At 63.8% G+C, this 25,061-nt stretch carries 26 protein-coding genes and 1 tRNA gene; 16 read left to right on the forward strand and 11 right to left on the reverse strand.

Features of this window, described 5'->3' with window-relative positions:
- The first annotated feature begins 150 nt into the window (after nucleotides 1-150).
- Nucleotides 151-1,158, forward strand: a complete 1,008-nt coding sequence (locus D3242_RS18015) for a YncE family protein (RefSeq protein ID WP_245435301.1) — start codon at nucleotides 151-153, stop codon at nucleotides 1,156-1,158.
- 323 nt (nucleotides 1,159-1,481) lie between these two features.
- A complete protein-coding gene (locus tag D3242_RS18020; protein WP_064980997.1) occupies nucleotides 1,482-2,117 on the forward strand; it encodes a TonB-dependent receptor in 636 nt (211 codons plus the stop codon).
- 151 nt (nucleotides 2,118-2,268) lie between these two features.
- Here the strand turns inward: D3242_RS18020 and D3242_RS18025 are convergent.
- Nucleotides 2,269-2,353 (reverse strand) — tRNA-Leu (locus D3242_RS18025).
- A gap of 275 nt (nucleotides 2,354-2,628) precedes the next feature.
- On the opposite strand from D3242_RS18025, the gene D3242_RS18030 reads away from it, so the two are divergent.
- Together D3242_RS18030 and D3242_RS18035 are read left to right on the forward strand one after the other, a co-directional pair.
- Nucleotides 2,629-3,213: a YqaA family protein gene (locus D3242_RS18030; RefSeq protein WP_064980999.1), complete on the forward strand. Its 585-nt coding sequence runs from the start codon at nucleotides 2,629-2,631 to the stop codon at nucleotides 3,211-3,213.
- Nucleotides 3,214-3,302: 89 nt separating this feature from the next.
- Nucleotides 3,303-3,821, forward strand: a complete 519-nt coding sequence (locus tag D3242_RS18035) for a disulfide bond formation protein B (protein ID WP_064981001.1) — start codon at nucleotides 3,303-3,305, stop codon at nucleotides 3,819-3,821.
- 151 nt (nucleotides 3,822-3,972) lie between these two features.
- Here D3242_RS18035 and D3242_RS18040 read toward each other — a convergent pair whose 3' ends face one another.
- Entirely contained in the window at nucleotides 3,973-4,530 is a 558-nt protein-coding gene (locus tag D3242_RS18040) for an HNH endonuclease (protein WP_010911702.1), read from the reverse strand.
- A 128-nt stretch (nucleotides 4,531-4,658) separates the two neighbouring features.
- Nucleotides 4,659-5,300, reverse strand: coding sequence for a DNA-3-methyladenine glycosylase family protein (locus D3242_RS18045; RefSeq protein ID WP_027047429.1), 642 nt, complete (start codon nucleotides 5,298-5,300; stop codon nucleotides 4,659-4,661).
- A 75-nt stretch (nucleotides 5,301-5,375) separates the two neighbouring features.
- Between D3242_RS18045 and gluQRS the strand changes: the two genes are divergently transcribed.
- Nucleotides 5,376-6,251 carry a tRNA glutamyl-Q(34) synthetase GluQRS gene (gluQRS, locus tag D3242_RS18050; RefSeq protein ID WP_038649926.1) on the forward strand — a complete coding sequence of 292 codons (876 nt, stop codon included), beginning with the start codon at nucleotides 5,376-5,378 and terminating at the stop codon, nucleotides 6,249-6,251.
- A 153-nt stretch (nucleotides 6,252-6,404) separates the two neighbouring features.
- The gene (locus D3242_RS18055) at nucleotides 6,405-7,319 is read left to right on the forward strand and encodes a DMT family transporter (RefSeq protein WP_019861379.1); all 915 of its coding nucleotides are present in this window, start codon (nucleotides 6,405-6,407) and stop codon (nucleotides 7,317-7,319) included.
- A gap of 119 nt (nucleotides 7,320-7,438) precedes the next feature.
- Here the strand turns inward: D3242_RS18055 and D3242_RS18060 are convergent, their stop codons facing one another.
- Nucleotides 7,439-8,290, reverse strand: coding sequence for a YihY/virulence factor BrkB family protein (locus D3242_RS18060; protein WP_027047430.1), 852 nt, complete (start codon nucleotides 8,288-8,290; stop codon nucleotides 7,439-7,441).
- A gap of 58 nt (nucleotides 8,291-8,348) precedes the next feature.
- On the opposite strand from D3242_RS18060, the gene D3242_RS18065 reads away from it, so the two are divergent.
- The 7 genes from D3242_RS18065 (at nucleotide 8,349) to D3242_RS18095 (ending at nucleotide 13,797) form a co-directional block, all read left to right on the forward strand.
- Nucleotides 8,349-9,215, forward strand: a complete 867-nt coding sequence (locus D3242_RS18065) for an SDR family oxidoreductase (RefSeq protein WP_081295883.1) — start codon at nucleotides 8,349-8,351, stop codon at nucleotides 9,213-9,215.
- A gap of 25 nt (nucleotides 9,216-9,240) precedes the next feature.
- On the forward strand, nucleotides 9,241-9,432 hold the full coding sequence (locus D3242_RS18070) for a twin transmembrane helix small protein (RefSeq protein ID WP_019861382.1): 192 nt from the start codon (nucleotides 9,241-9,243) through the stop codon (nucleotides 9,430-9,432).
- An 18-nt stretch (nucleotides 9,433-9,450) separates the two neighbouring features.
- Nucleotides 9,451-10,032, forward strand: coding sequence for a cob(I)yrinic acid a,c-diamide adenosyltransferase (locus D3242_RS18075; protein WP_038649928.1), 582 nt, complete (start codon nucleotides 9,451-9,453; stop codon nucleotides 10,030-10,032).
- Nucleotides 10,033-10,064: 32 nt separating this feature from the next.
- Nucleotides 10,065-10,865 (forward strand): rhomboid family intramembrane serine protease, encoded by an 801-nt coding sequence (locus D3242_RS18080; RefSeq protein ID WP_019861384.1) that lies wholly within the window; start codon nucleotides 10,065-10,067, stop codon nucleotides 10,863-10,865.
- 234 nt (nucleotides 10,866-11,099) lie between these two features.
- Nucleotides 11,100-11,849, forward strand: a complete 750-nt coding sequence (locus D3242_RS18085; RefSeq protein ID WP_019861385.1) for an electron transfer flavoprotein subunit beta/FixA family protein — start codon at nucleotides 11,100-11,102, stop codon at nucleotides 11,847-11,849.
- Nucleotides 11,850-11,872: 23 nt separating this feature from the next.
- On the forward strand, nucleotides 11,873-12,802 hold the full coding sequence (locus D3242_RS18090) for an electron transfer flavoprotein subunit alpha/FixB family protein (RefSeq protein ID WP_019861387.1): 930 nt from the start codon (nucleotides 11,873-11,875) through the stop codon (nucleotides 12,800-12,802).
- A gap of 116 nt (nucleotides 12,803-12,918) precedes the next feature.
- Nucleotides 12,919-13,797: a 3-hydroxybutyryl-CoA dehydrogenase gene (locus tag D3242_RS18095; RefSeq protein ID WP_015315562.1), complete on the forward strand. Its 879-nt coding sequence runs from the start codon at nucleotides 12,919-12,921 to the stop codon at nucleotides 13,795-13,797.
- A gap of 9 nt (nucleotides 13,798-13,806) precedes the next feature.
- On the opposite strand, the gene D3242_RS18100 is transcribed toward D3242_RS18095, so the two are convergent.
- From D3242_RS18100 to D3242_RS18110, 3 genes are all read right to left on the reverse strand, one after another.
- Complete coding sequence (locus tag D3242_RS18100) at nucleotides 13,807-15,789, reverse strand: PAS domain S-box protein (RefSeq protein WP_064981002.1); 1,983 nt, start codon at nucleotides 15,787-15,789, stop codon at nucleotides 13,807-13,809.
- Between the two features lie 150 nt (nucleotides 15,790-15,939).
- The gene (locus D3242_RS18105; RefSeq protein ID WP_019861389.1) at nucleotides 15,940-16,578 is read right to left on the reverse strand and encodes an NrsF family protein; all 639 of its coding nucleotides are present in this window, start codon (nucleotides 16,576-16,578) and stop codon (nucleotides 15,940-15,942) included.
- 1 nt (nucleotide 16,579) lies between these two features.
- Nucleotides 16,580-17,131 (reverse strand): sigma-70 family RNA polymerase sigma factor, encoded by a 552-nt coding sequence (locus D3242_RS18110; protein WP_038649932.1) that lies wholly within the window; start codon nucleotides 17,129-17,131, stop codon nucleotides 16,580-16,582.
- Between the two features lie 316 nt (nucleotides 17,132-17,447).
- On the opposite strand from D3242_RS18110, the gene D3242_RS18115 reads away from it, so the two are divergent.
- The 3 genes from D3242_RS18115 to D3242_RS18125 all read left to right on the forward strand — a co-directional run bounded on the left by D3242_RS18115 (nucleotide 17,448) and on the right by D3242_RS18125 (nucleotide 21,290).
- Complete coding sequence (locus D3242_RS18115; protein ID WP_064981693.1) at nucleotides 17,448-18,455, forward strand: iron ABC transporter substrate-binding protein; 1,008 nt, start codon at nucleotides 17,448-17,450, stop codon at nucleotides 18,453-18,455.
- A gap of 175 nt (nucleotides 18,456-18,630) precedes the next feature.
- Entirely contained in the window at nucleotides 18,631-20,211 is a 1,581-nt protein-coding gene (locus tag D3242_RS18120) for an ABC transporter permease (RefSeq protein ID WP_064981695.1), read from the forward strand.
- Nucleotides 20,208-21,290 carry an ABC transporter ATP-binding protein gene (locus D3242_RS18125; protein ID WP_019861393.1) on the forward strand — a complete coding sequence of 361 codons (1,083 nt, stop codon included), beginning with the start codon at nucleotides 20,208-20,210 and terminating at the stop codon, nucleotides 21,288-21,290. Before D3242_RS18120 ends, D3242_RS18125 begins: the two co-directional genes overlap by 4 nt.
- 30 nt (nucleotides 21,291-21,320) lie before the next feature.
- On the opposite strand, the gene D3242_RS18130 is transcribed toward D3242_RS18125, so the two are convergent.
- Genes D3242_RS18130 through D3242_RS18145 form a run of 4 tightly spaced genes read right to left on the reverse strand, consistent with a single transcriptional unit; the run spans nucleotide 21,321 to nucleotide 25,055 of the window.
- A complete protein-coding gene (locus D3242_RS18130) occupies nucleotides 21,321-22,130 on the reverse strand; it encodes a phosphodiesterase (protein WP_038653414.1) in 810 nt (269 codons plus the stop codon).
- A 7-nt stretch (nucleotides 22,131-22,137) separates the two neighbouring features.
- The gene (locus tag D3242_RS18135; RefSeq protein WP_064981003.1) at nucleotides 22,138-23,238 is read right to left on the reverse strand and encodes a sn-glycerol-3-phosphate import ATP-binding protein UgpC; all 1,101 of its coding nucleotides are present in this window, start codon (nucleotides 23,236-23,238) and stop codon (nucleotides 22,138-22,140) included.
- Nucleotides 23,239-23,248: 10 nt separating this feature from the next.
- Complete coding sequence (locus D3242_RS18140) at nucleotides 23,249-24,163, reverse strand: ABC transporter permease subunit (protein ID WP_064981697.1); 915 nt, start codon at nucleotides 24,161-24,163, stop codon at nucleotides 23,249-23,251.
- 7 nt (nucleotides 24,164-24,170) lie between these two features.
- Complete coding sequence (locus D3242_RS18145) at nucleotides 24,171-25,055, reverse strand: carbohydrate ABC transporter permease (protein ID WP_019861397.1); 885 nt, start codon at nucleotides 25,053-25,055, stop codon at nucleotides 24,171-24,173.
- Nucleotides 25,056-25,061: the final 6 nt, after the last annotated feature.

The following is a 25,061-nucleotide window of genomic DNA, read 5'->3' on the forward strand; positions in this document are numbered from 1 at the left end:
CGACGGTTCACGAGCTTTCGCGCCCTGCTCGTTTTGTTGCTTGCCCTGTCGCCGGCATCGGCTTGGGCCGACTCGTGCCCGGAGGATTGCAGCGAGCCGCCGCCTGCCCGCTCTCCGGTCAATATCTACGACCAGACAACCTCTGATCATTTGAGCCCGGCCACGATAGGCGCGCTGCCGCGCGTCTATGTTCCGAACCGCTCGTCCAACAGCGTATCGGTCATCGATCCCGCGACGCTCAAGGAGGTCGACAGGTTCCCTGTCGGGCGCAAGCCGCAGCACGTCGTTCCGTCCTGGGATCTGAGCACGCTCTGGGTCGCCAACAACGCCAGCGGCACCAGCAAGGGCAGCGTGACGCCGATCGACCCCAAGACCGCCAGGCCGGGTCACGAAATCCCGGTCGATGACCCCTACAACATGTACTTCATGCCGGATGGAAGTTCGGCCGTCGTCGTCGATGAGGCCTTTCAGCGGCTTGATCTGCGCGATCCGCAGACCATGGCGCTGAAATCGACGATACCGACGCCGACCTGCCCCGGCATCAACCATGCCGATTTCTCCGCCGACAATGCCTACGCCATATTCACCTGCGAATACGGCGATGGCGGACTGTTGAAGGTGGACCTGAAAAACCAGAAGGTGCTCGGCCACCTGGCTCTGTCGAAGATGGGCATGCCGCAGGACATCCGGCTTTCGCCCGACGGCAAGGTCTTCTATGTCGCCGACATGATGAACGACGGCGTGTTCCTGATCGACGGAGACAGCTTTTCCGAGATCGGCTTCATCGCCACCGGCATTGGAACGCACGGCTTTGTCGTGAGCCGCGACGGGACAAAACTCTACGTTTCAAATCGCGGCTCGCACAAGATGGAGCAAGGCCGCGCAAAGGGGCCGGGCAGCGTGACGGTCATCGACTTTGCTTCCCGTTTGGTGGTCGCGCAATGGCCCATACCCGGTGGTGGCAGCCCCGACATGGGCAATGTCAGCGCCGACGGCAGGCAATTGTGGTTGTCCGGCCGCTTCGACAGCGAGGTCTACATGATCGACACCACCTCGGGCGCTGTGACGAAAATCCGCGTCGGCGTCGAGCCTCATGGCCTGACGGTCTGGCCGCAGCCCGGCAGATATTCGCAGGGCCATACCGGCAATATGCGATAGCCATCTCAACCGCGCAGACGCGCGACAGAGCCGTCTGGTGCGCCTGCTTCGTCCAAGGCAAGAAAACCGTTCTCGTCGAAGAGTTGTTGCCACCCCCGCCTCGCGGGTGTGACCAAACTGCACCGCCGGTTTCCAGTCGAGGGCCGTCTGGGCGAAGCCGCCCACACGAATGGCACATCGTCACATAACTGTAATGGCGCGCGCCTAGCTAAACACTCGCCACATCCCAACGCGCCGCTCCATCCCCGATGCGCCGCCACATCTCGAGGAAAGACCATGCTTTTGCGCACCATCATCGCCCCATTGGGCGTCTGCTTGTCCATATGGCCACATCGGCCTTTGCCGCCGACCTGGTCGAAGCCCCGCCGCCGGCAGCGCCGACCTGGACGATTGCAATCGAGGGGGACCCGGAATTCTACGCCATCGACAATGGCAGCAACACCGCCCGGTCGCTCGCCGACACCTACTTCAAGCTCAGCGTCTCGCACAATTTCGACAATAATTTCGTCGGCGGGATCTTCATCCAGCCAACCTTCAAGACCGGCGGAAAGTCGCAGTACTATGCCGAAGCGAGCCTCGGCTACAAAATCAAGATCACGGATGCCTTCACCCTGACCCCCAGCCTGGGGCTCGGCTACACCTGGCACGATACTGGCATCATCAAGGATGCCGATGCCAACGCGAATGTTCCCTACTATGCCCTCTATCTCGCGGGCGATTGGAAGCTGTCCAAGCAATGGACCTGGAACGTCTTCAACTTCCGCTACCGCAACGCCTTCAGCACCACCTGGGAAACGCCCAAACTGGCCACCGGCGTGACCTACAACATCGACTCCGCCAACGCGGTCTATGCCAGCGTCGGCTATTCCTGGAAGAAGACCGATACGACCTCGGCGCCCTACAACGATCTCGCCGGCGACAAATGGAACATCGGGATCGGCTACAAGCACTCGCTCTGATCCGATCGGAGAAGGCACAGGCTGTCGCTGTAGGGCCAGCCTGTGCCCTGAATCATCTCGGCCGCGTCCGATGCAACCGACCCTCTCCGTGGCTTATCGACCTTGCCCCAGGCCATGGGCGGGCAAGCAACATGGATCCTGAAAAAAGGAATGGTGCCCCTAGCCGGGATCGAACCAGCACTCCTTGCGGAACTCGATTTTGAGTCGAGCGCGTCTACCAATTCCGCCATAGGGGCTCAGGCCGGGTGGCCTGGATGGGCGCGGACTATACGGTCGGAGGCCTGTTCGTCAACTGGCCAAATCTCGAGATCATCGGGATGCGACCAATCTTCGCCTTTTGATTTCGTTACCGCGCTGCCATTGTGCGGCGCGGAAAATCTTTCTAGACAGGCGGCGCATCAAAGCGAGGCGCGTCCCAGCGGATGGATGGCGCGCTTTGGGTCTTTGTTTTGTGCATGCCATTGCCCCGAAACCGCTACGCACCGTTTGGGCGACACGCATAGGAGTGCCGATGCTTCGCGGACTTTACGACTGGACCTTGTCGCTGGCGGCCCGGAAATCCGCGGAATGGTGGCTTGCCATCATCGCCTTCATTGAAAGCTCGTTCTTCTTCGTGCCGGCCGATGTACTCTATCTGCCGATGGCGTTGGCACGCCCCGACCGCGCCTACCGCTATGCGCTGACCGCCACGGCCGCCTCGGTGCTGGGCGGCGTCGCCGGCTGGATGATCGGCTATTTCGCCTACGACACCATCGCCCGTCCGATCCTGGAGCATTTCGGCGGCCTGGAGACCTTCGAGCGTTGGCAGAATTCTGGCATCGGCCTGATGCTGGTGCTGCTCGTTACCTCCGGTCTCGCGCACCTGCCGCCGATCAAGGTCGTCACCATCCTTGCGGGCGCCCTGCACGTCAATTTGTTGATCTTCATCATCTCGGCCATCGTCGCTCGCGGCGCGCGCTTCCTGCTCTTGGCGTGGCTGCTGCGCCGCTATGGCGAATCGATCCGCGAATTCATCGAAAAGCGCCTCGGGCTGATCGCCGGCGCCGCGGCCGCTGCCCTGATTTTGCTCTATATCGTCGTCAAATACGCGTTCTAGTCCATGTCGCCCAAAAGTGCCCCGCGGTTTTGGGACAACGACATGGATAAAAAGGCGAACGGCCGGCGAACTCAACGGACAAAAACCCCATGACAGCGACCATGAATGCCGACACCGGACGCCAGCGGACGCGGACCGCCCTGTTTCTCGCCGTCGCCATGGCCGCGACCGTCGGGTCGGCGCTCGGCTTCCAGTACATTGGCGGCTACATCCCTTGCCATCTCTGCCTGGAGCAGCGCACCCCCTATTATATCGGCGCGCCGCTGATGGTGCTGGCGGTGATCGCCTCGATGCTGCGCGCGCCGGCCTGGCTGACGCGCGGCCTGCTGGGCATTGGCGGCTTGCTGATGCTCTATGGCCTCTATCTCGGCGTCTATCACTCCGGCGTCGAGTGGCAGTGGTGGGCCGGCCCGACCGATTGCACGGCGGGCGCCGGCCCGGTCGACACCGGCGGCAAGGGCGTGCTCGACGCGCTCGACAAATTCGTGCCGCCCTCCTGCGACAAGGCGGCACTGCGCATCCTGGGCCTGTCCCTGGCCGGCTGGAACGCCATCGCCAGCCTTATCCTGGCCGCCGTCGCCTTCCGTGGCGCGTTTGCCAAGGACTGATCTGGCGCGGCGCGAGATCGTTCAAGAATTCGGCAGGCTGAGTCGGATGAAGTGATTTTCGAGAACCGGAGCGGAGCGTACTAAAGTACGTGAGTACCGGAAGCGCAGACAATCGCTTCAGGCGGCCAGCCTCCCGAATTCTCGAACGATCTCAAGGTTCGAGTTCGACGTCCCAGTAGAGATAATCCATCCAGCTTTCGTGCAGATGGTTCGGCGGGAACAGGCGGCCGTTGTTGTGCAGATCATGCACGGTCGGCTGATAGGGCTTCTGCAGCGGCCACATCTTGGCATGCGCCGGCATCATGCCGCCCTTCCTCAGATTGCAGGGCGAGCAGGCCGCGACGACATTCTCCCAGGTCGTCGCACCGCCGCGATGGCGGGGGATGACGTGGTCGAAGGTGAGGTCGTCGGGCGTGCCGCAATACTGGCACTGGAAGCGGTCGCGCAGGAAGACGTTGAAGCGGGTGAAGGCCGGGTGCCTGGACGGCTTCACATAGGCCTTCAGGCTGACCACGCTCGGCAGCTTCATCGAGAAGGTCGGCGAGGACACCGCATGCTCATATTCGGCGACGATGTTCACCCGGTCGAGGAACACCGCCTTGATGGCGTCCTGCCAGGACCAGAGCGACAAGGGGTAGTAGCTGAGCGGACGGTAATCCGCATTCAGCACCAGTGCTGGAAGCCCATCCGGAGATACGGCAACCGTCACGTGTTTACCTCCTTGGTTCTAGACCCGAACGGCGCGGATACTGTAAGCCCGACATGACAGGGATGTGAAGCGGATTGTCGCTTGCCCAAGGCGTCAAAAAACCCCGATTTTTATGCTTTTTTGTAGATTCAGGACGGCGGCGCTGCGTCCCGCCCCCTGGTTTCGCGATAATAGGACCAGAAAAGCCGCGATGCGACACCTCGCCACGGGCTCCATGATTCGGCCAATGCGATCAGTGTTTTCTCCGGCGGACGCGGGTCGATGCCGAGCGCGTGACCGACCGCGCTCTGCAGCGCAACGTCACGCGCGGGGAAAATGTCGGGGTGCCCGGCGGCGAATAGAAGGTACACTTCGGCCGTCCACGGGCCGATGCCAGGCACCGTCGTCATCGTCGTGATCGCCTCCTGAGCATCCAGCGAACAGAGGTGATGGAGGTCGAGCCCGTCCGCCACGGCCTGGGCAACCGCGATCAGGCCGCGCTGCTTGGGCCGCGACAGGCCGGCCTCGCGAAACATGTCCTCGCCGGCGGCCAGGATCGCCTGCGGCGTCAGCGGATCGACCAGCTTCGTCAGCCGCCCGAAGATCGCATCGGCGCTGGCCCGCGACACCTGCTGCGAGACGATGATCGACGCCAGGCTCCTGAATCCCGGCTCGGAAAGCCTGAGCGGCACCTCGCCGGCCATGCCGCGCACCTTTTCCAGGCGCGGGTCGATAATGCAAAGCGCATCGAGCCCGCGGGCAATGTCGTTCAGTGTCGCGATTCGTTGCATGGTATCCTTGCCCACCAATGTGCAGCAAAGTAGCAACCGCCAAAAGCACAGCACAACCCGATTGCCGCCTCAGACATGACGCTCCTGACATTCCGCTTCGCGCCCAGCCCCAACGGCGAACTGCATCTCGGCCATGCCTATTCGGCGCTGCTCAACCAGACGCTCGCAGAGGCCCGCGACGGCCGCCTGCTGCTGCGCATCGAGGACATCGACACCACGCGCTGCACGCCGCAATTCGAGGCCGGCGTGCTTGCCGACCTGAAATGGCTGGGCCTTGGCTGGGAAGAGCCGGTACGCCGCCAGTCCGAGCATTTCGCCGAGTATCAGGCGGTGCTCGACCGGCTGATCCGCGAGGACCTCGTCTACCCCGCCTTCATGAGCCGTGGCGAGATCAGGGCCTTCATAGCCGACAGCGAAAAGCGCGGGCGCGACTGGCCGCGCGATCCCGATGGCGTGCCGCTCTATCCCCCCGTCGACAAGGCGCTGCCGGTGAAAGAACGCAAACGGCGTATCGCTGAAAACGAACCCTTCGCCTGGCGGCTTGATGTCGATGCCGCTGTTGTACGTGTAGGCAGGGACCTCGCATGGACCGAATTCAGCGATGATACGCTATCGGCGACGCGCTCGGTCGAAGCCCGCCCGCAGGACTGGGGCGACGTGATCGTGGCGCGCCGCGACATCCCGACCAGCTACCACCTGGCCGTCATTGTCGACGACGCGCTGCAAGGGGTCAGCCATGTCGTGCGTGGGCAGGACCTGTTTTCTGCCACCGGCGTACAGCGCCTTCTGCAGGAATTGCTCGAGCTGCCGCAACCGGCCTATTTCCACCATCGGCTCATCCTCGGGCGGGACGGGCGAAAACTGTCGAAGAGCCTTGGCGACACCGGCCTTGCCAAGCTGCGGGAGGCCGGCGCATCGCCGGACGATATCAGGCGGATGGCCGGCCTCTGAGCGTGGCAAAAAGCTCTGGCAAAAGCGCGCCGCACGCACTGCCGATTGAATTCCCGTGATGCATGGATCAATCGTTTCGTTTTGCGCCTCGGGTTGAACGGGATTAGAGCAGCGCCACGGTCAGTTTCTCACCAGCGTAGCGGTCTCCGGAAAATGCAAAGCATCAAGCGGTTCATCCCCGCCACATTCGTCGTCCTGTGGGCGACCGGCTTCATCGGCGCGCGCTATGCCATGCCATGGGCGGAGCCGTTCACCTTCCTCGCCGCCCGTTTCGTCATAGCGGCCATCCTGCTGGCAGCCCTGATGCCCGTTCTGGGTTCGAAGCGAGCTACCCGCAAGGAGGCGCTGCACGCCACCGGCGCCGGCGTGCTGATGCATGGCGTCTATCTCGGCGCCGTCTTCTGGGCCATCCACAGGGGCATGCCGGCCGGGTTTTCGGCCCTGATCGTCGGCCTGCAACCACTGATCACCGCCGTGCTTGCCGGCAAGTTCCTGGGCGAGGCCATCCTGCCGCGCCACTGGCTTGGCCTTGGCATCGGCCTGATCGGCATCGTCATCGTGCTGTGGCCAAAGCTTGGCGCGCTCGGCGGCGGCGTGACCGCGGCGACGCTGACCGCCTCGCTGGTCTCGGTGCTCGGCATGAGCGCCGGCACCATCTGGCAGAAGCGTTTTGCTTCCGGCGGCGACCTCGTCGCAGCAACCATGTGGCAATATGTCGGCGGCGCCTCGCTGATGATCCTGGCCGCGCTCGCCTTCGAAACGCACACCGTCATCATCAATGGCGAACTGATCTTCGCCATGGCCTGGCTGGTGCTGGTGCTGTCGCTCGGCGCCATCTTCCTGCTGATGGTGATGATCCGCGACGGCGAAATGTCGAAAGTCGCCTCGCTGTTCTACCTGGTGCCGGCGGTGACGGCGATCATCGCCTGGGCGCTTTTCGACGAACAGCTCAACGCGCTGCAGATCGTCGGCATGGCGATCACCACCTTCGGCGTCGGCCTGGCAACGGCGCGGCAGACCAAGGGAAGAATTGAGGGATTGAAAAGAACTGAGGAATTGAGGAATTGAGGAATTGAGGAATTGAGGAATTGAGGAAGAAGCACACGGCGCCAGATATGGCCGCCTTTTTCCTCAGTTCTTCATTTCTCCAATTCTCCAGTTCTTCATTTCCTCAATTCGGCACCGCCTCATCCGACCCGGGCACGCGCCTCGAGATAGCGGCTGATCGCGGCGTTGAGCTCGCCGCCGAGGATGAAGATCGCCGAGACGATGTAGAGGAAGACCACCGCGATCATGATCGAGGCCAACCCGGCGTAAGTCGTAACATAGGACGAGAAATGGTCGAGATATGTGGCGAACATCGTCGAGCCGATGAGCCATGCGGCCAGTGTGAAGACGATGCCCGGCACCAGCGAGACGAAGCGGCGCTTGCCGGCCGGCAGCCAGTAGTGCACGGCAAACAACCCGCCGATGATGACGGCCGAGGCGATGACGTAGCGCCACAGCGTGATCGTGCCGGTATAGGGCTTTATCCATTCGAAATGCGCTTCCGCCAGCCGCGCCAGCAGGGGTGCGAACACCAGAAGCACGCTGATCGCCAGGAAGCCGGCCGTCGCGATCAGCACGAAGAAGATGCTCTGCACCCGGCGGTAGATGATGCCGCGCGTCTCGGTGACACGATAGGCGCGGTTGAGCGAGGTGCGCAGCGCCTCTATGCCGTTCGACGCGAAATAGGCGGCAAGCAGCACGCCATAGGTCAACAGGTCGGTGCGCCGGACGGTCAGCACGTTCAGCACCTCATGCGCGATCGGCTTGGCGATCTGATCCGGCCAGGTGTCGAAGACCAGGTGCACGGCCGTGTCGGCAAAGGCCTGGGCGCCGAGGAAGCTGCCCAGCGTCGTGGCGAAGATCAGGAAAGGAAACAGCGCCATCAGCGAGGTGATCGCCAGATGGCTGGCCATCGCCCAGCCGTCATCGGTGTTGAAATGGCCGAGCGCGTCGTAGAGCACGCGGCGCAGGGCGACAATATTCCGCAACAAGAACCCGCGTTCCCTTCGATTGTCTCGACGCCGCGAATATGGGAAGTGAATGCGGCAAATGGCAACCCTTGGCGAAACCACGAGTCCGACGGCGCAGGAATTGCGCACCATCATCGTCACCGGCGCCTCGTCCGGCATAGGTGCATATTGCGCCCGGGCACTCAAGGCGCAAGGCTGGCGGGTCTTTGCAACAGCCCGAAAACCCGAGGACATCGCCGCGCTCGAAAGTGACGGCATCGAGGCTTTCTACCTCGACTACAGCGAACCGGGCTCCATTGCCGCCCTGGTGACGGCGGTGTTCGAGCGCACCGGCGGCCGGCTCGATGCCCTGTTCAACAACGGCGCATACGCCCAGGCCGGCGCGGTCGAGGATCTGTCGGTGGCCGCGCTCAAGCAGCAGTTCGAGGTCAATTTCTTCGGCTGGCATGATCTGACCAGCCGTCTCGTGCCGGTGATGCGCCGCCAGGGTCACGGCCGTCTCGTCCATTGCTCGTCGATCCTCGGTCTGGTGCCGGTGCGCTTTCGCGGCGCCTATTCGGCATCCAAACATGCGCTCGAGGCGCTGATGCTCTGCCAGCGTCAGGAACTGGACGGCAGCGGCGTCCATGTTTCGCTGATCGAACCGGGGCCGGTGAAATCGAAGATCGCCAGCAACGGCCTCCCCTGGTTCCTGAAGAACATCGACATCGAGAATTCCGTGCACCGCGCGGACTATGCCGCGCAGCTGGAGCGGCTGCGCGCCGGCGGCAGCCAATCGGCGTTGAAGCCCGGGCCGGAAGTAGTCCACAAGGTTCTGCGTCATGCCCTTCTGTCGCGGCGCCCGCGTCCGCACTATGTGGTAACGGTGCCGGCTAAAATCGGCGTGGCGCTCAAACGTATCCTGCCGGCTTCGATGCTCTACCGCCTGATGGCCAAACGCGCCTGAACGCGAAACAACTGGAAACGCAACAATGGCAACCGTCTTCAATATCCTCGCCATTCTGGTCATGGCCGCCGTGGCGATCGTGCTGATCCGAGGCCTCATCAACATGATGCGCGGCGGTTCCGGCGTCACCTCCAACAAGCTGATGCAGGCACGCGTCATGCTGCAGGCCGTGGCGCTGGCGCTGATCCTGCTGGCCGTGTATTTCACCCGCAAGTGAGGCCGTTCGGGAGGCGATGTGGTCAAGCTCAACAAGATCTACACCCGCACCGGCGATGACGGCACGACGGGTCTCGGCACCGGTGAGCGGCGGCTGAAATCCGATCTGCGGGTGGACGCCTACGGCACGGTCGACGAAGCCAATGCCTGCATCGGTATCGCCCGCGTGCACACGGCAGCCAACCACCCGGCGATCGATGCCATGCTGTCGCGCATCCAGAACGATCTGTTCGACCTCGGCGCCGATCTCGCCGTGCCCGATGACGGCAAGCCGCTTGGCTACGAGCCGCTGCGTATCGTTGCCGCGCAGACCGACCGCGTCGAAAAGGACATCGACCTCCTCAACAAGGATCTGCAGCCACTCAAATCCTTCGTGCTCAACGGTGGCACGCCGGCGGCGGCAGCGCTGCATCTGGCCCGCACGGTGGCGCGGCGAGCCGAACGGCTAATGGTGGCGCTGGCTCAAGACCCGGGCGAGCACGTCAACCGCGACGGGTTGAAATACATCAACCGCGTCTCCGATTTCCTGTTTGTCGCCGCCCGGGCGGTCAATGACAATGGAAATGGCGACGTGCTATGGGTTCCCGGCAAGAACCGCTGAACGGATCGAAAAGCGGAGGGGACCAGGCACGCATGTTCATCCCGCTTTACGACACCAACAGGCTGCGCCACATCCGCCTGCAATATGTGACGATCGGCCTGATCGTGGTCAACGCGCTGGTCTATTGCGCCACGGCACTCGGCGGCGAGAACTTCACCAATGCCGCCGTGCTCGGCCTCGGCTTTATTCCGTCCGTTGTCCACAACACGGCCGAGCTTGACCCCCGGTTCATCATCATTCCGGAAAGCCTGAGCTACCTCACCTATTCCTTTCTGCATGCCGACATCTTCCACCTTGGTGGCAACATGCTGTTCCTGTGGGTGTTCGGCGACAACGTCGAGGACGCGCTCGGCCACATCCGCTACCTGATCTTCTATCTCCTGTGCGCCATCGCCGGCGCCGCCTTCCAGGGGCTTATCGCCTGGGATTCGCAAGTGCCGCTGATCGGTGCCTCAGGCGCCATCGCCGGCGTGGTCGTCGCCTATCTGATCCTCTATCCCAGGGTTAAGGTCTGGGTCCTGGCCTTTGCTCGCATCCCGCTGCGCATTCCGGCCTTCATCCCGCTTATCCTGTGGGTGCTGTTCCAAGTCTTCATGTTCGCCACCGGCGGCGAGGACCAGATTTCCTGGGCCTGTCATATCGGCGGCATCATTGCAGGCGCGGTGCTTGTTCTGGTCCTGCGCAGCCGCGGCGTGCCGCTTTTTGCCGGCGCAGATGAGGATGCCGTGGTTCCCACATCAGACCAGCCGCCGGTTGCCGCCGAACCAGCGGCGCCTGAACCGCAGGCCACCACGACGCGCTGGGGCCGGGGAAACCCGTCTGGCCCAAACTGAACCGATTTGAGCCGCTTTCAGCGTATTGACGGCAGGGGTTGCCCCAACTACGGAAACGTCTCCGTCCGAGCGCCAGGGCTGTTAAGGAGCAGTCCAAGACGGGCAAAGACCAGAATTTCCATCCGGCCAGAATTCCGTCTGGCCGGAATTCAGTCAGGAATGTCGGCTTTCGACAACTCAGAAGGGGCGCAAGCTGTTATAGCGCGCCCAACTAGCGTGAAGAGGTGACAGGCAATGAAGATCCTTGTGCCCGTGAAGCGGGTTGTGGATGCGAACGTCAAGGTTCGCGTGAAGGCCGACGGTTCGGCGGTGGAACTGGCCAACGTCAAGATGGCGATGAACCCATTCGACGAGATCGCGGTGGAAGAGGCGATCCGGCTCAAGGAAGCCGGCAAGGCCGAAGAAATCATCGTCGTCTCGATCGGCCCGCAGCAGGCGCAGGAAACCTTGCGCACCGCGCTTGCCATGGGCGCTGACCGCGCCATCCTCGTCAAGACCGACGAGCAGACCGAGCCGCTCGGCGTCGCCAAGGTGCTGAAGGGTGTGGTCGATGCCGAACAGCCCGGCCTCGTCATCCTCGGCAAGCAGGCGATCGACGACGATTCGAACCAGACCGGCCAGATGCTGGCGGCCCTGCTCGGCTGGGCGCAAGGCACCTTCGCTTCCAAGGTGGTGCTCGACGGCGACAAGGCCAAGGTGACGCGCGAAGTCGACGGCGGCCTGCAGACGGTGGAACTGAAGATGCCGGCGATCGTCACCGCGGACCTTCGTCTCAACCAGCCGCGCTATGCCTCGCTGCCCAACATCATGAAGGCCAAGAAGAAGCAGCTCGACGAAAAGACTCCGGCCGACTACGGCGCCGACGTCAAGCCGCGCCTCAAGGTCATCAAGACCGAGGAGCCGGGCGGCCGCAAGGCGGGCGTCAAGGTCAAGAGCGTCGCCGAACTGGTCGACAAGCTCAAGAACGAAGCCGGCGTTTTGTAAGCGATCGGGAAAGGAACAGATAAATGGCAATTCTCCTCATCGCCGAACACGACAACGCCAGCCTCTCCGACCAGACCGCCAAGGCGCTTTCGGCGGCCCTGCAGATCGGCTCGGACGTGCATGTGCTGGTGGCCGGCAAGGGCGCCAAGGGTGCTGCGGACGCCGCGGCCAAGCTCAAGGGCGTCAGCAAAGTGCTGCTCGCCGAAGCCGACGAACTCGCCGAGCGTCTCGCCGAACCGACGGCAGCCCTCGTCGTGTCGCTCGCCGGCGGTTACGACACCATCATCGCGCCAGCGACCTCGTCGGGCAAGAACGTCGCGCCGCGCGTCGCCGCCCTGCTCGATGTCGCGCAGGTGTCCGAGATCATCGAAGTGGTTTCGCCCGATACCTTCAAGCGGCCGATCTATGCCGGCAACGCCATCCAGACCGTGCAGTCGACCGACGCCAAGAAGGTCATCACCGTGCGCACCGCCTCCTTCCAGGCAGCGCCCGAGGGTGGCTCGGCCGCGGTTGAGACTGTCAAGGCAGCGACCAATCCCGGCCTGTCCACCTTCGTCGAGAACAAGCTGTCGGAGACCGACCGTCCGGAACTGACCTCGGCCAAGATCATCATCTCCGGCGGCCGCGCGCTCGGCTCCTCGGAGAAGTTCCAGGAGGTCATCCTGCCGGTCGCCGACAAGCTCGGTGCGGCGGTAGGCGCTTCGCGCGCCGCCGTCGATGCCGGCTATGCGCCGAACGACTGGCAGGTCGGCCAGACCGGCAAGGTGGTCGCTCCGGACCTCTACATCGCTGTCGGCATTTCCGGCGCCATCCAGCATCTCGCCGGCATGAAGGATTCCAAGGTCATCGTCGCCATCAACAAGGACGAGGAGGCCCCGATCTTCCAGGTTGCCGACTACGGCCTCGTCGGCGATCTCTTCGTCATTCTGCCGGAGTTGCAGAAGGCGCTTTGACGCTCTCTGGCAAAGCGTATTAAATGCTTGGGGTGGGGTAGACGAAGTCGCCCCGCCCTTTTAGTTTGCACCGCACAAAAAGCAGGCTGCAAAAGCCTTTGGACGGGATCGGTGTAATGAGCAAGATCGAGACGATCGGCATCATCGGCGCAGGCCAGATGGGTGGGGGTATCGCCCATGTCTCCGCGCTATCGGGCTACAAGGTGCTGATCTACGATATTTCGCCCGACCGCATTGAAAAGGGCATCGCCACCATCAGCGGCAACATGGCCCGCCAGGTAGGCTCGGGCAAGCTCGACGAGAAGCTGCGCAACCAGGCGATGGCGCGCATTGCCTCCGCGCCGACGATGGCCGATCTCGCCGGCGCCGATCTGGTGATCGAGGCGGCGACAGAGGACGAGACGGTCAAGCGCAAGATCTACGCGCAGCTCTGCCCGCAGCTCAATCCCGAAGCCATACTGGCGACCAACACCTCGTCAATCTCGATCACGCGGCTCGCCGCCCAGACCGACCGGCCCGAGCGCTTCATCGGCATACATTTCATGAACCCGGTGCCGCTGATGAAGCTGGTCGAGCTGGTGCGCGGCATCGCCACCGAGGACCAGACCTTCGAGGCGGCCAAGACCTATGTGAAGCAGCTCGACAAGACGATCACGGTCTCGGAGGATTTCCCGGCCTTCATCGTCAACCGCATCCTGCTGCCGATGATCAACGAGGCGATCTACACGCTCTATGAGGGTGTCGGCTCGGTCGACGCCATCGACACCGCCATGCGGCTTGGCGCCAACCATCCGATGGGACCGCTGCAGCTGGCCGATTTCATCGGCCTCGACACCTGCCTGTCGATCATGCAGGTGCTGCATGACGGCCTGTCGGATTCGAAGTATCGCCCCTGCCCGCTGCTGGTCAAATATGTCGAAGCCGGCTGGCTAGGCCGCAAGACCGGGCGCGGTTTCTACGATTATCGCGGCGAGCACCCCGTTCCGACGCGCTGACGCGTGCGTTCACGACGCCGCGGCAAGCGGCGCGGCCGGCTCCGACTTGTCGCCGGCGACCGTGCTGTCGGGCGCCATGCGAACGCATCCGCGGCCGGCCGCCTTGGCCGCGTAGCAGGCAGCGTCAGCGCTTGCGATGATCTCGTCGGCCTCACCGCAATTGGCGTTGACTGCAGCCACACCTATGCTGGCGCCGATGGCATGCGGCCGGCCATCCCAGGTGAAGTTCAAGCCCGTTATCGCATCGATGATGGAGCGCGCCGCGATCCTGGCGCCGGCGGTCGAGCCCGATTTCAGGACGACCGCGAATTCGTCGCCGCCGAGGCGCGCGACGATGTCTTCAGGCCCCAGTACGCCACGCACGGCCTGTGCGACCCGCTTCAGCAAGGCGTCTCCGGCGGCGTGACCGCCGGTGTCGTTGACCAGCTTGAAATGGTCGAGGTCGATGAACATGAACTGATGGCGGCTGCTGCCAACCCCGGCGGCATCCTTGCGGGCCTGATCGACCAGCTCCTCCATGGTGCGGATGAAGCTCGAGCGATTGGCAAGGCCGGTCAGCGCATCATGCGCGGCGGCGTGGGCAAGCTGGCGCTGCAGGGCGCGTGCATCGGTAAAATCCTGGAAGACGATGACCAGCCCGCAGAATTCGTTGCGCTCGTTCATGATCGGCGACACGACCTGACGGATACTGCAGCGTGTGTCGTCGCGGCGGACCAGCACGGCGCGGCTGTTGTGGTCGGAGGGCGTCTCCGCACCGATCGCCGGCCGTGTCACGCCGATCCTGTGTCCCGTCTCCTCGTCCACCGCCCAATAGACATGACCGAGCGTCTTGCCGAGAGCCGCCTCCCCCGAGACGCCGGTCAGCTTCTCGGCAACCGGATTCATGAAGGTAACGCGGTTCGCCGCATCGGTACAGATGACGGCATCGCCGATCGACTGCAGCGTCACCCGGAGCCGCTCCTTCTCGTCGGCCAGCATTGCCGCCGATACCGTCAGGCGCTCTTCGGCCTCCTTGCGCCGGGTGATGTCGGTCAGGCTGCCGATGGCCCTGATCAGACGCCCCTCCCCGTCGCGCTCTATGGCCTTGCCGCGGTCGAGTATCCAGATCCAGCGGCCGTCCTTGTGACGCATCCTGAACTCGGCCTCGAAGAACTCTGTCTGGCCATCGAGATGGGCGCGATCCGCCTCGGCGACGGTTTCGCGGTCGTCGGGATGGATCATCGTCAGCCAACGATCGGGGTCGCCATCGAGTTCGCCATCCGCATAACCCAGCATCTTGACCCAGGTCGAGGAGTAGGTCGTGCCGCCTTTGCGGATGTCGAGATCCCAGACGCCCTGGCCGGCGCCGGCAAGCGCGAAATTCCAGCGCGTTTCGGCCTCGGCGATGCGCGCCTCGGCCTGTTTGCGCGCGTCGATGTGCTCGATCTGTGAAACGAGATAGAGCGGGCGGCCGCTCTTCTCCTCTCGAATGACGGAGCCGGCGAGATGGCCCCAGACGGGTGTGCCGTCCTTCTTGAGGTAACGCTTCTCGAACTGGAAGGCGTTGACCGTGCCAGCTTTGATGCCTTCCATGGTTTCCCGCCCGACATGCAGGTCGTCGGGGTGCGTGATCTGGAAAAAGGTCAGCGCCTCGATCTCTTCGCGGCTGTAGCCGAGCATCGAGGCGAACGCCGGATTGGTCTGCACAATGCGCCCATCGAGGCTGACGACGGCGATGCCGATTGCCGAGTCCTCCATCGCCCGGCGGAAGCGCTGCTCGCTCTCCGCGATCTGCCGCCGATCTTTCGAGATACGGCCGATGAAAAGACAGGCGAAGAAAAGCGCGCCGATTGTCAACGCGACCGACACTTGAAGGCAAAATCTGAGCGCTTCAGCGCCAAGGTCCAGCCTCGACAGCAGGGCCGAGGCCGAGGCTACGCTGGCCACGAGCAACGCCGGCGTTGCATGTTTGTCGAGCCTGATCGGTCCTCGTAGTATCACGATCCGTGCCACCCCCGTGGGCAATCGCTTTTTCCCGTTAAAACCCTGGAGGATCGATTTTAAGGAAAGGTTGCGTAGGGGGACCGCGATATGCTCAACCGGCAAACAATCGCCGGCATGATTAAGGATCGGTGTGCACGGGGTGTGGCCGCTTCTATCCTGCTACCAGCGCACGAAAAACCGACCGCCGAGCGCGCCGAGCAAGGCGAGAATCGCGATCGCGATCGTGTACCAGGTGGCGACGAAAAGCGGCGAATCGTCGAAACAGTGCGCGGCATAGAAGGTCGCCGCCAGCCCGCCGGCGAGCAGCCCCGCCACCGCGCCGGCAAGCACCGGCCGCGTCGGCGCGCCATAGCGCAGCATCCACAGGAAGATGGCCAGCGGGCCGATGCCGATCAGCGGGATGAAGCCCATGCAGATCATCATGTTGGAGCCGATCATCCTGGTGCCCCACAACGCCTCCGGCACCATGAGGAGTTCCAGAACCACCGCCACGGCCACCAGCAGAGGGGCCGCGGCCATCCAGGCCACGGCCCTGGCCGTTGAGGCGCCCGGTGTCGACAGCGCCCGTATCAGGCCGAAGGCGGTGACGGCAAGCACGATGGTGAAGACGAATTTGGACAGGAAGCGCATCGTGTGCGCGGCCACCATGAAGTCGGGGCGCGGGCCGATCGTCAGCAGGAAAACGACTGCCGCGATGACAATGGCCGCGCCAGCCGCCAGCCACCAGGCCGAGCGCAGCGGCATCGCCTTGCTGCTTGCATCGGCGTCGAGCGCCTTGATGAGATCCTCGGTCCTCATGTCATTCCCGCCCGAATCGCCCCTGCCCGAATCGCTTGGCTATGGCGGCTAGCCCGCGATGCAGCGACACACGCACCGCCGTCTCGCTGATGCCGAACTTCGCCGCCGTCTCGCCGATCGAGCGGCCTTCCACGGATACGGCCGAAACCACCGAACGCTGTGCCGGCGGCAGCCCGTCCAGGGCCCTGTTGATGTCGCGCTCGCTGACGGTTTCGGTTTCCGGTTCGGCGAAGGTCTCGGCGATTTCGTCGACATCGATTTCGATGCGCCGACCGCGCCGCCGGAACGCATCGATCAGCTTGAAGCGGGCGATCGCATAGATCCACGGCAGCACCGGCGCGTCCTGGCGCCAGGTATGCCGTTTCACATGAATGGCCAGCAAGGTTTCCTGCACGACATCCTCGGGATCGACTCCGCCCTGCACGATCTTGCGCCGGACAAAGCCGCGCACCAGCGCGGCAATCCGGTGCAGAAAGTCGGCATAGGCCTTTTCATCTCCGGCGATCGCGGCCCGCAACAGCCGGGAAAGCTCGGCCTCGTCCTTGCCGCTCACAAGAGTTCACTCCCCCGATTTTCGTGCCTCGGCACTGATTTGTTACGTGGCCGGCGAAATAATGTCCAAGCCAAACTACGGGCAAATCACGAAAGTTTGCAGGCCCTGGAGGCTCAGCCCAGACCGGACGACCTGATGGGCCTTGCTCATACGTCTTGCGAAAACCGTCGGTCCGGGATGCCATCACATGGATTGTCCGCCTCGCGCCGCTCTTTGTGCCTCAGCGACCGATTGAAGCAGACCAAAAATGTTGACTATTCGTGTCATGTATCGATAGGTGCAGCATGCCAAGACCAACGAAAGCAAGGATGACGCCATGAGATACACCCTTTCCGCCCTTGTCAGCGCCGCCGCACTTGCAATCGGCCTGGCCGCCGGTCCGGCGACGGCCGAGGATGCCGGCATCATCGTCTACAACGCCCAGCACGAGAGCCTGGCCAAGGAATGGGCCGAAGGTTTCACCAAGGAGACCGGCATCAAGGTCACGCTGCGCAATGGCGGCGACAGCGACTTCTCCAACCAGATCGTAGCCGAGGGGGCCGCCTCGCCCGCCGACGTGTTCCTGACGGAGAATTCGCCCGCCATGGTGCTGGTCGAGAATGCCGGTCTGTTCGCGCCCGTCGATGCCGACACGCTGGCACAGGTGCCGCAGGACTATCAGGCGACCAGCGGCAAATGGGTGGGCGTGGCCGCGCGCAGCACCGTCTTTGCCTACAACACGACCAAGCTCAAGGCCGAGCAGATGCCGAAGTCGCTGCTCGACCTCGCCGATCCGAGCTGGAAGGGCCGCTGGGCGGCCTCGCCCTCGGGGCCCGATTTCCAGGCCATCGTCAGCGCGCTGCTGCAACTCAAGGGCGAGGCCGCCACGGCGGACTGGCTGAAGGCGATGAAGGAGAATTTCACCGCCTACAAGGGCAACAGCACGGTGATGAAGGCGGTCAACGCCGGCGAGATCGACGGCGGGGTGATCTACCACTATTACTACTTCGGCGATCAGGCCAAGACCGGCGAGAACAGCAAGAACGTCGCGCTGCACTATTTCAAGAACCAGGATCCGGGCGCTTTCGTCTCGGTCTCGGGTGGCGGCGTGCTCGCCTCGAGCAAGCATCAGAAGGAAGCCCAGGCCTTCCTGAAATGGGTGACCGGCAAGGGCGGCCAGGATGTGCTGAAGAACGGAAACTCCTTCGAATACGCTGTCGGCAAGGGTGCCGAGTCCAGCCCGAAGCTCGTTCCGCTGGCCGACCTGCAGGCACCGAAGGTCGACGCCACGACGCTGAACTCCAAGAAGGTCTCCGACCTGATGACGGCAGCCGGCTTGCTTTAGTTGTCGTTCGTCCTAATAAGGACTAACCGACCGTGCTCCCGTGGGAATCCACCTTCCGCGGGAGCGTTTTGTTTTCGAGATGGCATTCGTCGATGACGACACGCTGCGTTCCTGACCTCCGAGAGTGGTCCCTCGATTGCCGGCATACCGCCGCAACCGTGGGGCGTCCGAGCTGATGCAGTCCGCCGTCGATCTCGGGCGCGCCGGCCTGCCGTCGAAGATGCGCCGGATGTCACAGCGGCGGGCGCCCCCTTGGCTTGTCACCGCCGCCGTTCTCGTCGCGCTGTTCGCCCTTTTGCCGCTCGCCTTCATCATCTGGATCGCGGTGCAGACTGGCTGGGAGACTGTGTCGGCGCTGGTCTTCCGGCCGCGCGTCGGGGAACTGCTGGTCAACACCACGCTGCTGGTGCTGCTGACCGTGCCGATCGCCATCATACTGTCTGTGGCGCTGGCCTGGCTGACCGAGCGCAGCGACTTGCCAGGCGCAAGGCTGTGGGCCTGGCTGTGCGTGGCGCCGCTCGCCATCCCCGCTTTCGTGCACTCCTATGCCTGGATCACCATGGTGCCCGGCCTGCATGGCCTGTGGGCCGGCGTGCTGGTGTCGGTGATCGCCTATTTTCCCTTCCTCTATCTGCCCATATCGGCAGCGCTGCGCCGTCTCGATCCAGCCCTGGAGGACGCGGCCGCCGCCCTTGGCCTTGGGCCCTGGCGCATCTTCTGGCGAGTCGTGATGCCGCAGCTCAGGCTCGCCATCTGCGGCGGCTCGCTGCTGGTCGGACTGCATCTGCTGGCCGAATACGGCCTCTATGTCTTCATCCGCTTCGACACCTTCACCACGGCGATCGTCGACCAGTTCCAATCGACCTTCAACGGACCGGCCGCCAACATGTTGGCCGGCGTGCTGGTGACCTGCTGCTTCGTGCTTCTGGGCCTCGAAGTGCTGGTGCGCGGCGAAGAGCGTTATGCCCGTGTCGGTTCCGGCGCGGCGCGTTCCCAGCAGCGCACGAACCTCGGCCGCGCCACCATCCCAAGCCTGGCCTTGCTGGTGGTCACCACGCTGCTGGCGCTCGGCGTGCCGTTCGTCACCATCGGCCGCTGGCTCATCGCCGGCGGCGCCGAGGTCTGGCGTCTCGACGAGATTGGCCTGGCGCTCGGCCAGACGCTGTTCCTGGCGCTTGCCGGGGCACTGCTTGCCACTGTCGCCGCCATGCCGATGGCCTGGATCTCGATCCGCGCGCCGGGACCGCTGCAGCGCCTGCTGGAGGGTTGCAACTACATCGTCGGCTCGCTACCGGGTGTCGTCATCGCGCTGGCGCTGGTCACCATCACCGTGCGCATTGCGCTTCCGCTCTATCAGACGCTGTTCACCATCCTGGTCGCCTATGCCCTCATGTTCCTGCCGCGTGCCCTGGTCAGCCTGCGCGCCTCGATCGCCCAGGCGCCGGTCGAGCTCGAGCGCGCCGCGTCCAGCCTCGGCAGGCGGCCGCTCAACGCGCTGTGGTCGACGACCATCCGCCTGTCGGCGCCAGGTGCGGCGGCCGGCATGGCGCTGGTGGCGCTCGGCATCATGAACGAACTGACAGCGACCCAGATGCTGGCGCCGAACGGCACGCGCACGCTGGCGATGGCGTTCTGGTCCTACAGCGGCGAGATCGACTACGCCTCGGCGGCCCCTTACGCCTTCATCATGGTGGCGATGTCGCTGCCGCTGACCTGGGTGCTCTATGTCCAGTCGAAACGGATGGCCGGACGATGAGCTTTCTCGAAATCAAAGGCTTGCACAAGCATTACGGCCCGGTCGCCGCACTGGCCGGCGTCGACCTCGATGTCGCCAGCGGCAGCCGCACCGCGATCGTCGGCCCCTCCGGCTGCGGCAAGACCACCTTGCTGCGGCTGATCGCCGGTTTCGAGGCACCGGACCAGGGCCGCATCGTGCTCGACGGCGAGGTGCTGGCCAATGGCGGCGCCGCCATCCCGGCGCATCGCCGCGGCATCGGCGTGGTGGCGCAGGACGGCGCCCTGTTCCCGCATCTGACCATCAGCGACAATATCGGTTTCGGCATGGGCCGCGGCGATGACAAACGCGCCGAGCGCATCGTCGAGTTGGCCTACATCGTCGGGCTGGACAAGGCGATCCTCAAGCGCCGCCCGCACGAACTTTCCGGCGGCCAGCAGCAGCGCGTGGCGCTCGCCCGCGCCATGGCGATGAAGCCGCGGCTGATGCTGCTCGACGAGCCGTTCTCGGCGCTCGACACCGCCCTGCGCGCCTCGATGCGCAAGGCGGTGGCCGAACTTCTGGAGGCGGCCGGCATCACCACCATCCTGGTGACCCACGACCAGGCCGAAGCACTGTCCTTCGCTGCCCAGGTGGCGGTGATGCGCGACGGCAAATTCTCGCAGGTCGGCACGCCGCGCGATCTCTATCTCAAGCCGAAGGACAGGATGATCGCCGAATTCCTCGGCGACGCCATCATCCTGCCGGCGAGCATCTCGGGCGGCTTCGCCAACTCGCCGCTCGGCCGCATCGCCGTCGACACAAATGACAGCCGCGATGTCGCCCGCATCATGCTGCGGCCGGAGCAGATCGGGCTGAAGCGCACGTCGCGCGAAGGCATGTCGGGCACCCCCGACATGCTGTTTGGCGAGGTGACAGAATCGGAATTCGCCGGCTCGACATGCACGATCGCGGTGCGGCTCCTGAACAATTTCGATCCACCGGACGCCGCCGCTATCGGCAACACGCCGCTGATCCTGCGCAAATCCGGCATGGACGCACCAGCAGTCGGCGAGATCGTCCGGCTGACCGTGTCGGGAAAGGCGCATGTCTTCGTCTAGGCGACCGAGGGCCGGCGTCCGGCGCGCAGTTCACGCTGTGATGCGTTCGCCGGTTTCGGCTGAATAGATCGGCCAGCGCTCGAGAAAATCACAGCCATGCACGACCACCCGCTCATTGGCGCTGTCGACAAGGATGACGGCGTAGGAGGGCGGCGCCTGCTCGACAATTTCACTCGACCGGTCAAGCGCAAGTTCGAAGCGGGCATGCAGGCCGCGCTGCGCCGAGAACGGAATCCCGGCGACGGTGCCGGCGATGTCGCGATGAACGTGGCCGAAGAAGATATGGCGGACGTTGCCGTGGCGCCTCAGCAGACTGAGCAACCGCTCGGGCTGTTCAAGCGCCAACGGATCGAGCTGCGGCAGGCCGAGCGCGACCGGCGGATGGTGCAGGAAGACGTAGGCGGCCCTGCCGGCTGATTGGTCCAGCCGGGCTTCGAGCCAGGCAAGCCGCCTTTCGCACAATTCGCCTTCGATGCGCCCTTCCGCCAGGCAATCGAGGAACAGCAACACTTCGTTGCCGGTGTCATGGACCGACTGCACAAAGCCGTTCTCGTCGACCGGATTTTCCGGGAACGCCGCGACGAGATTGGCCCGCCCGTCATGGTTGCCGGGCAGCAGCCTGTACGGTATCGACAGCGCGCTCAGCGCCGCGCGCAGATCGGCATAGCTCTGCGGCGCGCCGGTCTCGGTCAGGTCCCCGGTGAACACACAAAGGGCGCCGTCGGCGTGATGCGCATTGATATGCGCGATGCAGGATGCCAGCCTTTGATGCAGGTCCGCGCCATAGCGGCGCTCGCCTTGCCGGCCAAGATGCACGTCGGTGACCTGGATGATCTTCATCATGCTTTCAGAGCGCCGGCTCGGGCACGGACGCCTTGAAGACATCAAGGCGGGCTCCCGTCTCCGACGAGAAGAAATGCATGTCGTCCGGCGAAATCTTCAGGCCGACCTGGCTGCCGGGCTCGGGGTGGACGGCCTCCGACGTCATCACTGAAAACGGTGCGCCGTCGAGATCGACATAGATGACCCGGCCCGCCCCCAGTTCCTCCACGAGATCGACGGTGGCGTAGAGCGCGCCGGCCGTGCCGGGCGCCACCAGCCGGACGGCCTCGGGCCGGATGCCCATCGCGACCTTGGTGCCGACCGGCAGGCCGGTGCGTGCCATGGCCAGGCGCCGGCTGCCGCCGAGCAGCGACAGCCCATCGAGCTCGACTGTGCCTTCCAGAATGTTCATGGCCGGCGCGCCGACGAAGGTGGCGACGAAGCGGCTGGCCGGGCGGGTATAGATTTCACCCGGCGTGCCGACCTGCTCGACGCGTCCGCCATTCATCACCACCAGCCGGTCGGCCAGCGTCATCGCCTCGACCTGGTCGTGGGTGACGAAGACCGAAGTGGCGTTCAGCCGGCGATGCAGCTTGCGGATTTCCGAGCGCATCTGCACGCGCAGCTTGGCATCGAGGTTGGACAGCGGCTCGTCGAACAGGAACACCTTCGGTTCGCGGATCATGGCGCGGCCCATAGCGACGCGCTGCCTCTGGCCGCCGGAAAGCGCCATCGGCTTGCGGTCGAGCAGGTGTTCGAGCTCCAGCGTGCGGGCGACCGCCTGGATGCGCTGCTGGCGCTCGGCCGAGGGAACGCCGGCGACCTTGAGCGAATAGCCGATGTTCTGCGAAACACTCATGTGCGGATAGAGCGCGTAGTTCTGGAACACCATGGCGCAGCCGCGCTCGCGGGGTTCGAGTTTGTTGACCACCGTGCCGTCGATCGCGATCTCGCCGTCGGAAATCTCCTCCAGCCCGGCGATCATCCTGAGCAGCGTGGACTTGCCGCAGCCGGACGGTCCCAGGATGACGACGAATTCGCCCGAGGGGAAGTCGAGGTCGACGCCGTGCACGACCTGCGTCTTGGCATAGTTCTTCTTGACGCCGCGTATTGTGATGGAGGCCATTTTTGTCTCCTTATTTCTCAGTGGCGATCAGGCCGCGCACGAACCAGCGCTGCATCAGCACCACGACGAGCAGCGGCGGCAGCATGATGATCAGCGTCCCGGCCATGGCGATGTGCCATTCGGGCGCGCCGCCGACATTTGGGATGAGCTGCTTGAGCTCAGTTACCGCTGTGGCATGCGACTGGTCGGTGGTGATGAGCAGCGGCCACAGATACTGGTTCCACGCCCACAGGAACATGATGGTGCCGAGCGCAGCCATGTTGTTGCGCGACAGCGGCAGCAGGATATCGATGAAGAAGCGCAGCGCCCCAGCGCCGTCCATGCGCGCGGCCTCGGTCAGCTCGTCGGGAACGGTCAGGAAGAACTGCCGGTAGAGGAAGGTGCCGGTGGCGGTGGCGATCAGCGGCAGGATCAGGCCGGGATAGGAATTGAGCATCCCCAGGTTGAGCGCGACATGCACGCCCGAAACCTTCTCGATCAGCCAGGATAGGCCGGTCAGATCCAAGATCGTCTGGTAGGGTTCGAGCACGTTGGCGACGACCGCATAGGTCGGCACGATGCGCACTTCGAGCGGCAGCATCAGCGTGATGAAGATCAGCCAGAAGATGAAGGTGCGGCCGGGATAGCGGAAGTAGACGATCGAGAAGGCGGTGAGCGCCGAGATGATCACTTTGCCGGCGGCGACGCCGGTCGCCATGATGAAGCTGTTGAGCAGCTTGGGACCGAGATCGGCGGTCGTCCAGGCGGTCTTGATGTTGACCCAGAAGTCGCTGCCCGGCAGCAGCGACATCGGCACATCATTGACATCCTTGAGGTTGTGCGATGCCGCGATCGCTACGACAACGAACGGCGCAATGCAAAAGACGAAGCCGATGAACAGGATCAGATGCGTGAAGAAATTGAGGACCGGGGTGCGCTCGACCATATCCATTTCACCTGTAGTGTACGCGCCGCTCGATGAAGCGGAACTGGAAGATGGTGAGCACGACGATGAGCAGCATCAGGATGATGCTCTGCGCGGCGGCGCCTGAATAATCGAGGCCTTTGAAGCCGTCGGAATAGATCTTGTAGACCATCAGATTGGTGGCGTTGGCCGGACCGCCTGATGTCATGATGTCGACGATGCCGAAGGAGTCCTGAAAACTCTCGGTGATGTTGATGACCAGCAGGAAGAAGATGGTCGGCGTGATCAGCGGGAACTGTATGTCCCAGAAACGCCTGATGACGCCGGAACCGTCCATCGCAGCGGCCTCGATCAGCGAGCGCGGGATGGCCTGGAACGCGGCAAGGAAGAAGATGAAGTTGTAGCCGACATATTTCCAGGAAAAGGCGACGATGATCGATGCCATGGCGTCGGCGCCGTCGAGGCCGGGGTCCCAGAAGCCCGGCCAGATCTGGTTGACCACGGCCATGAACCCTGCCTCCGGCGCCAGGATGAAGCGGAACGCCAGCGCCAGCGCGGGCGCTGCGATGCCGTAGGGCCAGATCAGCACCACGCGATAGAGGCGTGAGCCGGCGAGCTGCCGGTCGGTCAAGGCGGCGAGCACCAGCGCGATGAACATTGCAAGACCGGTGCTGACGCCGGCAAAGACAAGGCTGGCGTTGATCGAGTTCCAGTAGTCGGCGTTGGACAGGATCGAGCGGAAATTGTCGAGCCCGACCCAGATGTTGCCGCCGCCCCAAGGCTGCTGCAGCGTTAGCGACCAGTACACGGCCTGGCCGGCCGGCCAGTAGAAGAACGTGAAGATCAGGAGGAGCTGCGGCACCGCGAAAAGGATGCCGATCGTCCATTTGCCGAAAGTGACGCGTTTTTCCATCGATCC

It is taken from the genome of Mesorhizobium jarvisii (assembly GCF_003601985.1).
GTDB lineage: Bacteria > Pseudomonadota > Alphaproteobacteria > Rhizobiales > Rhizobiaceae > Mesorhizobium > Mesorhizobium jarvisii.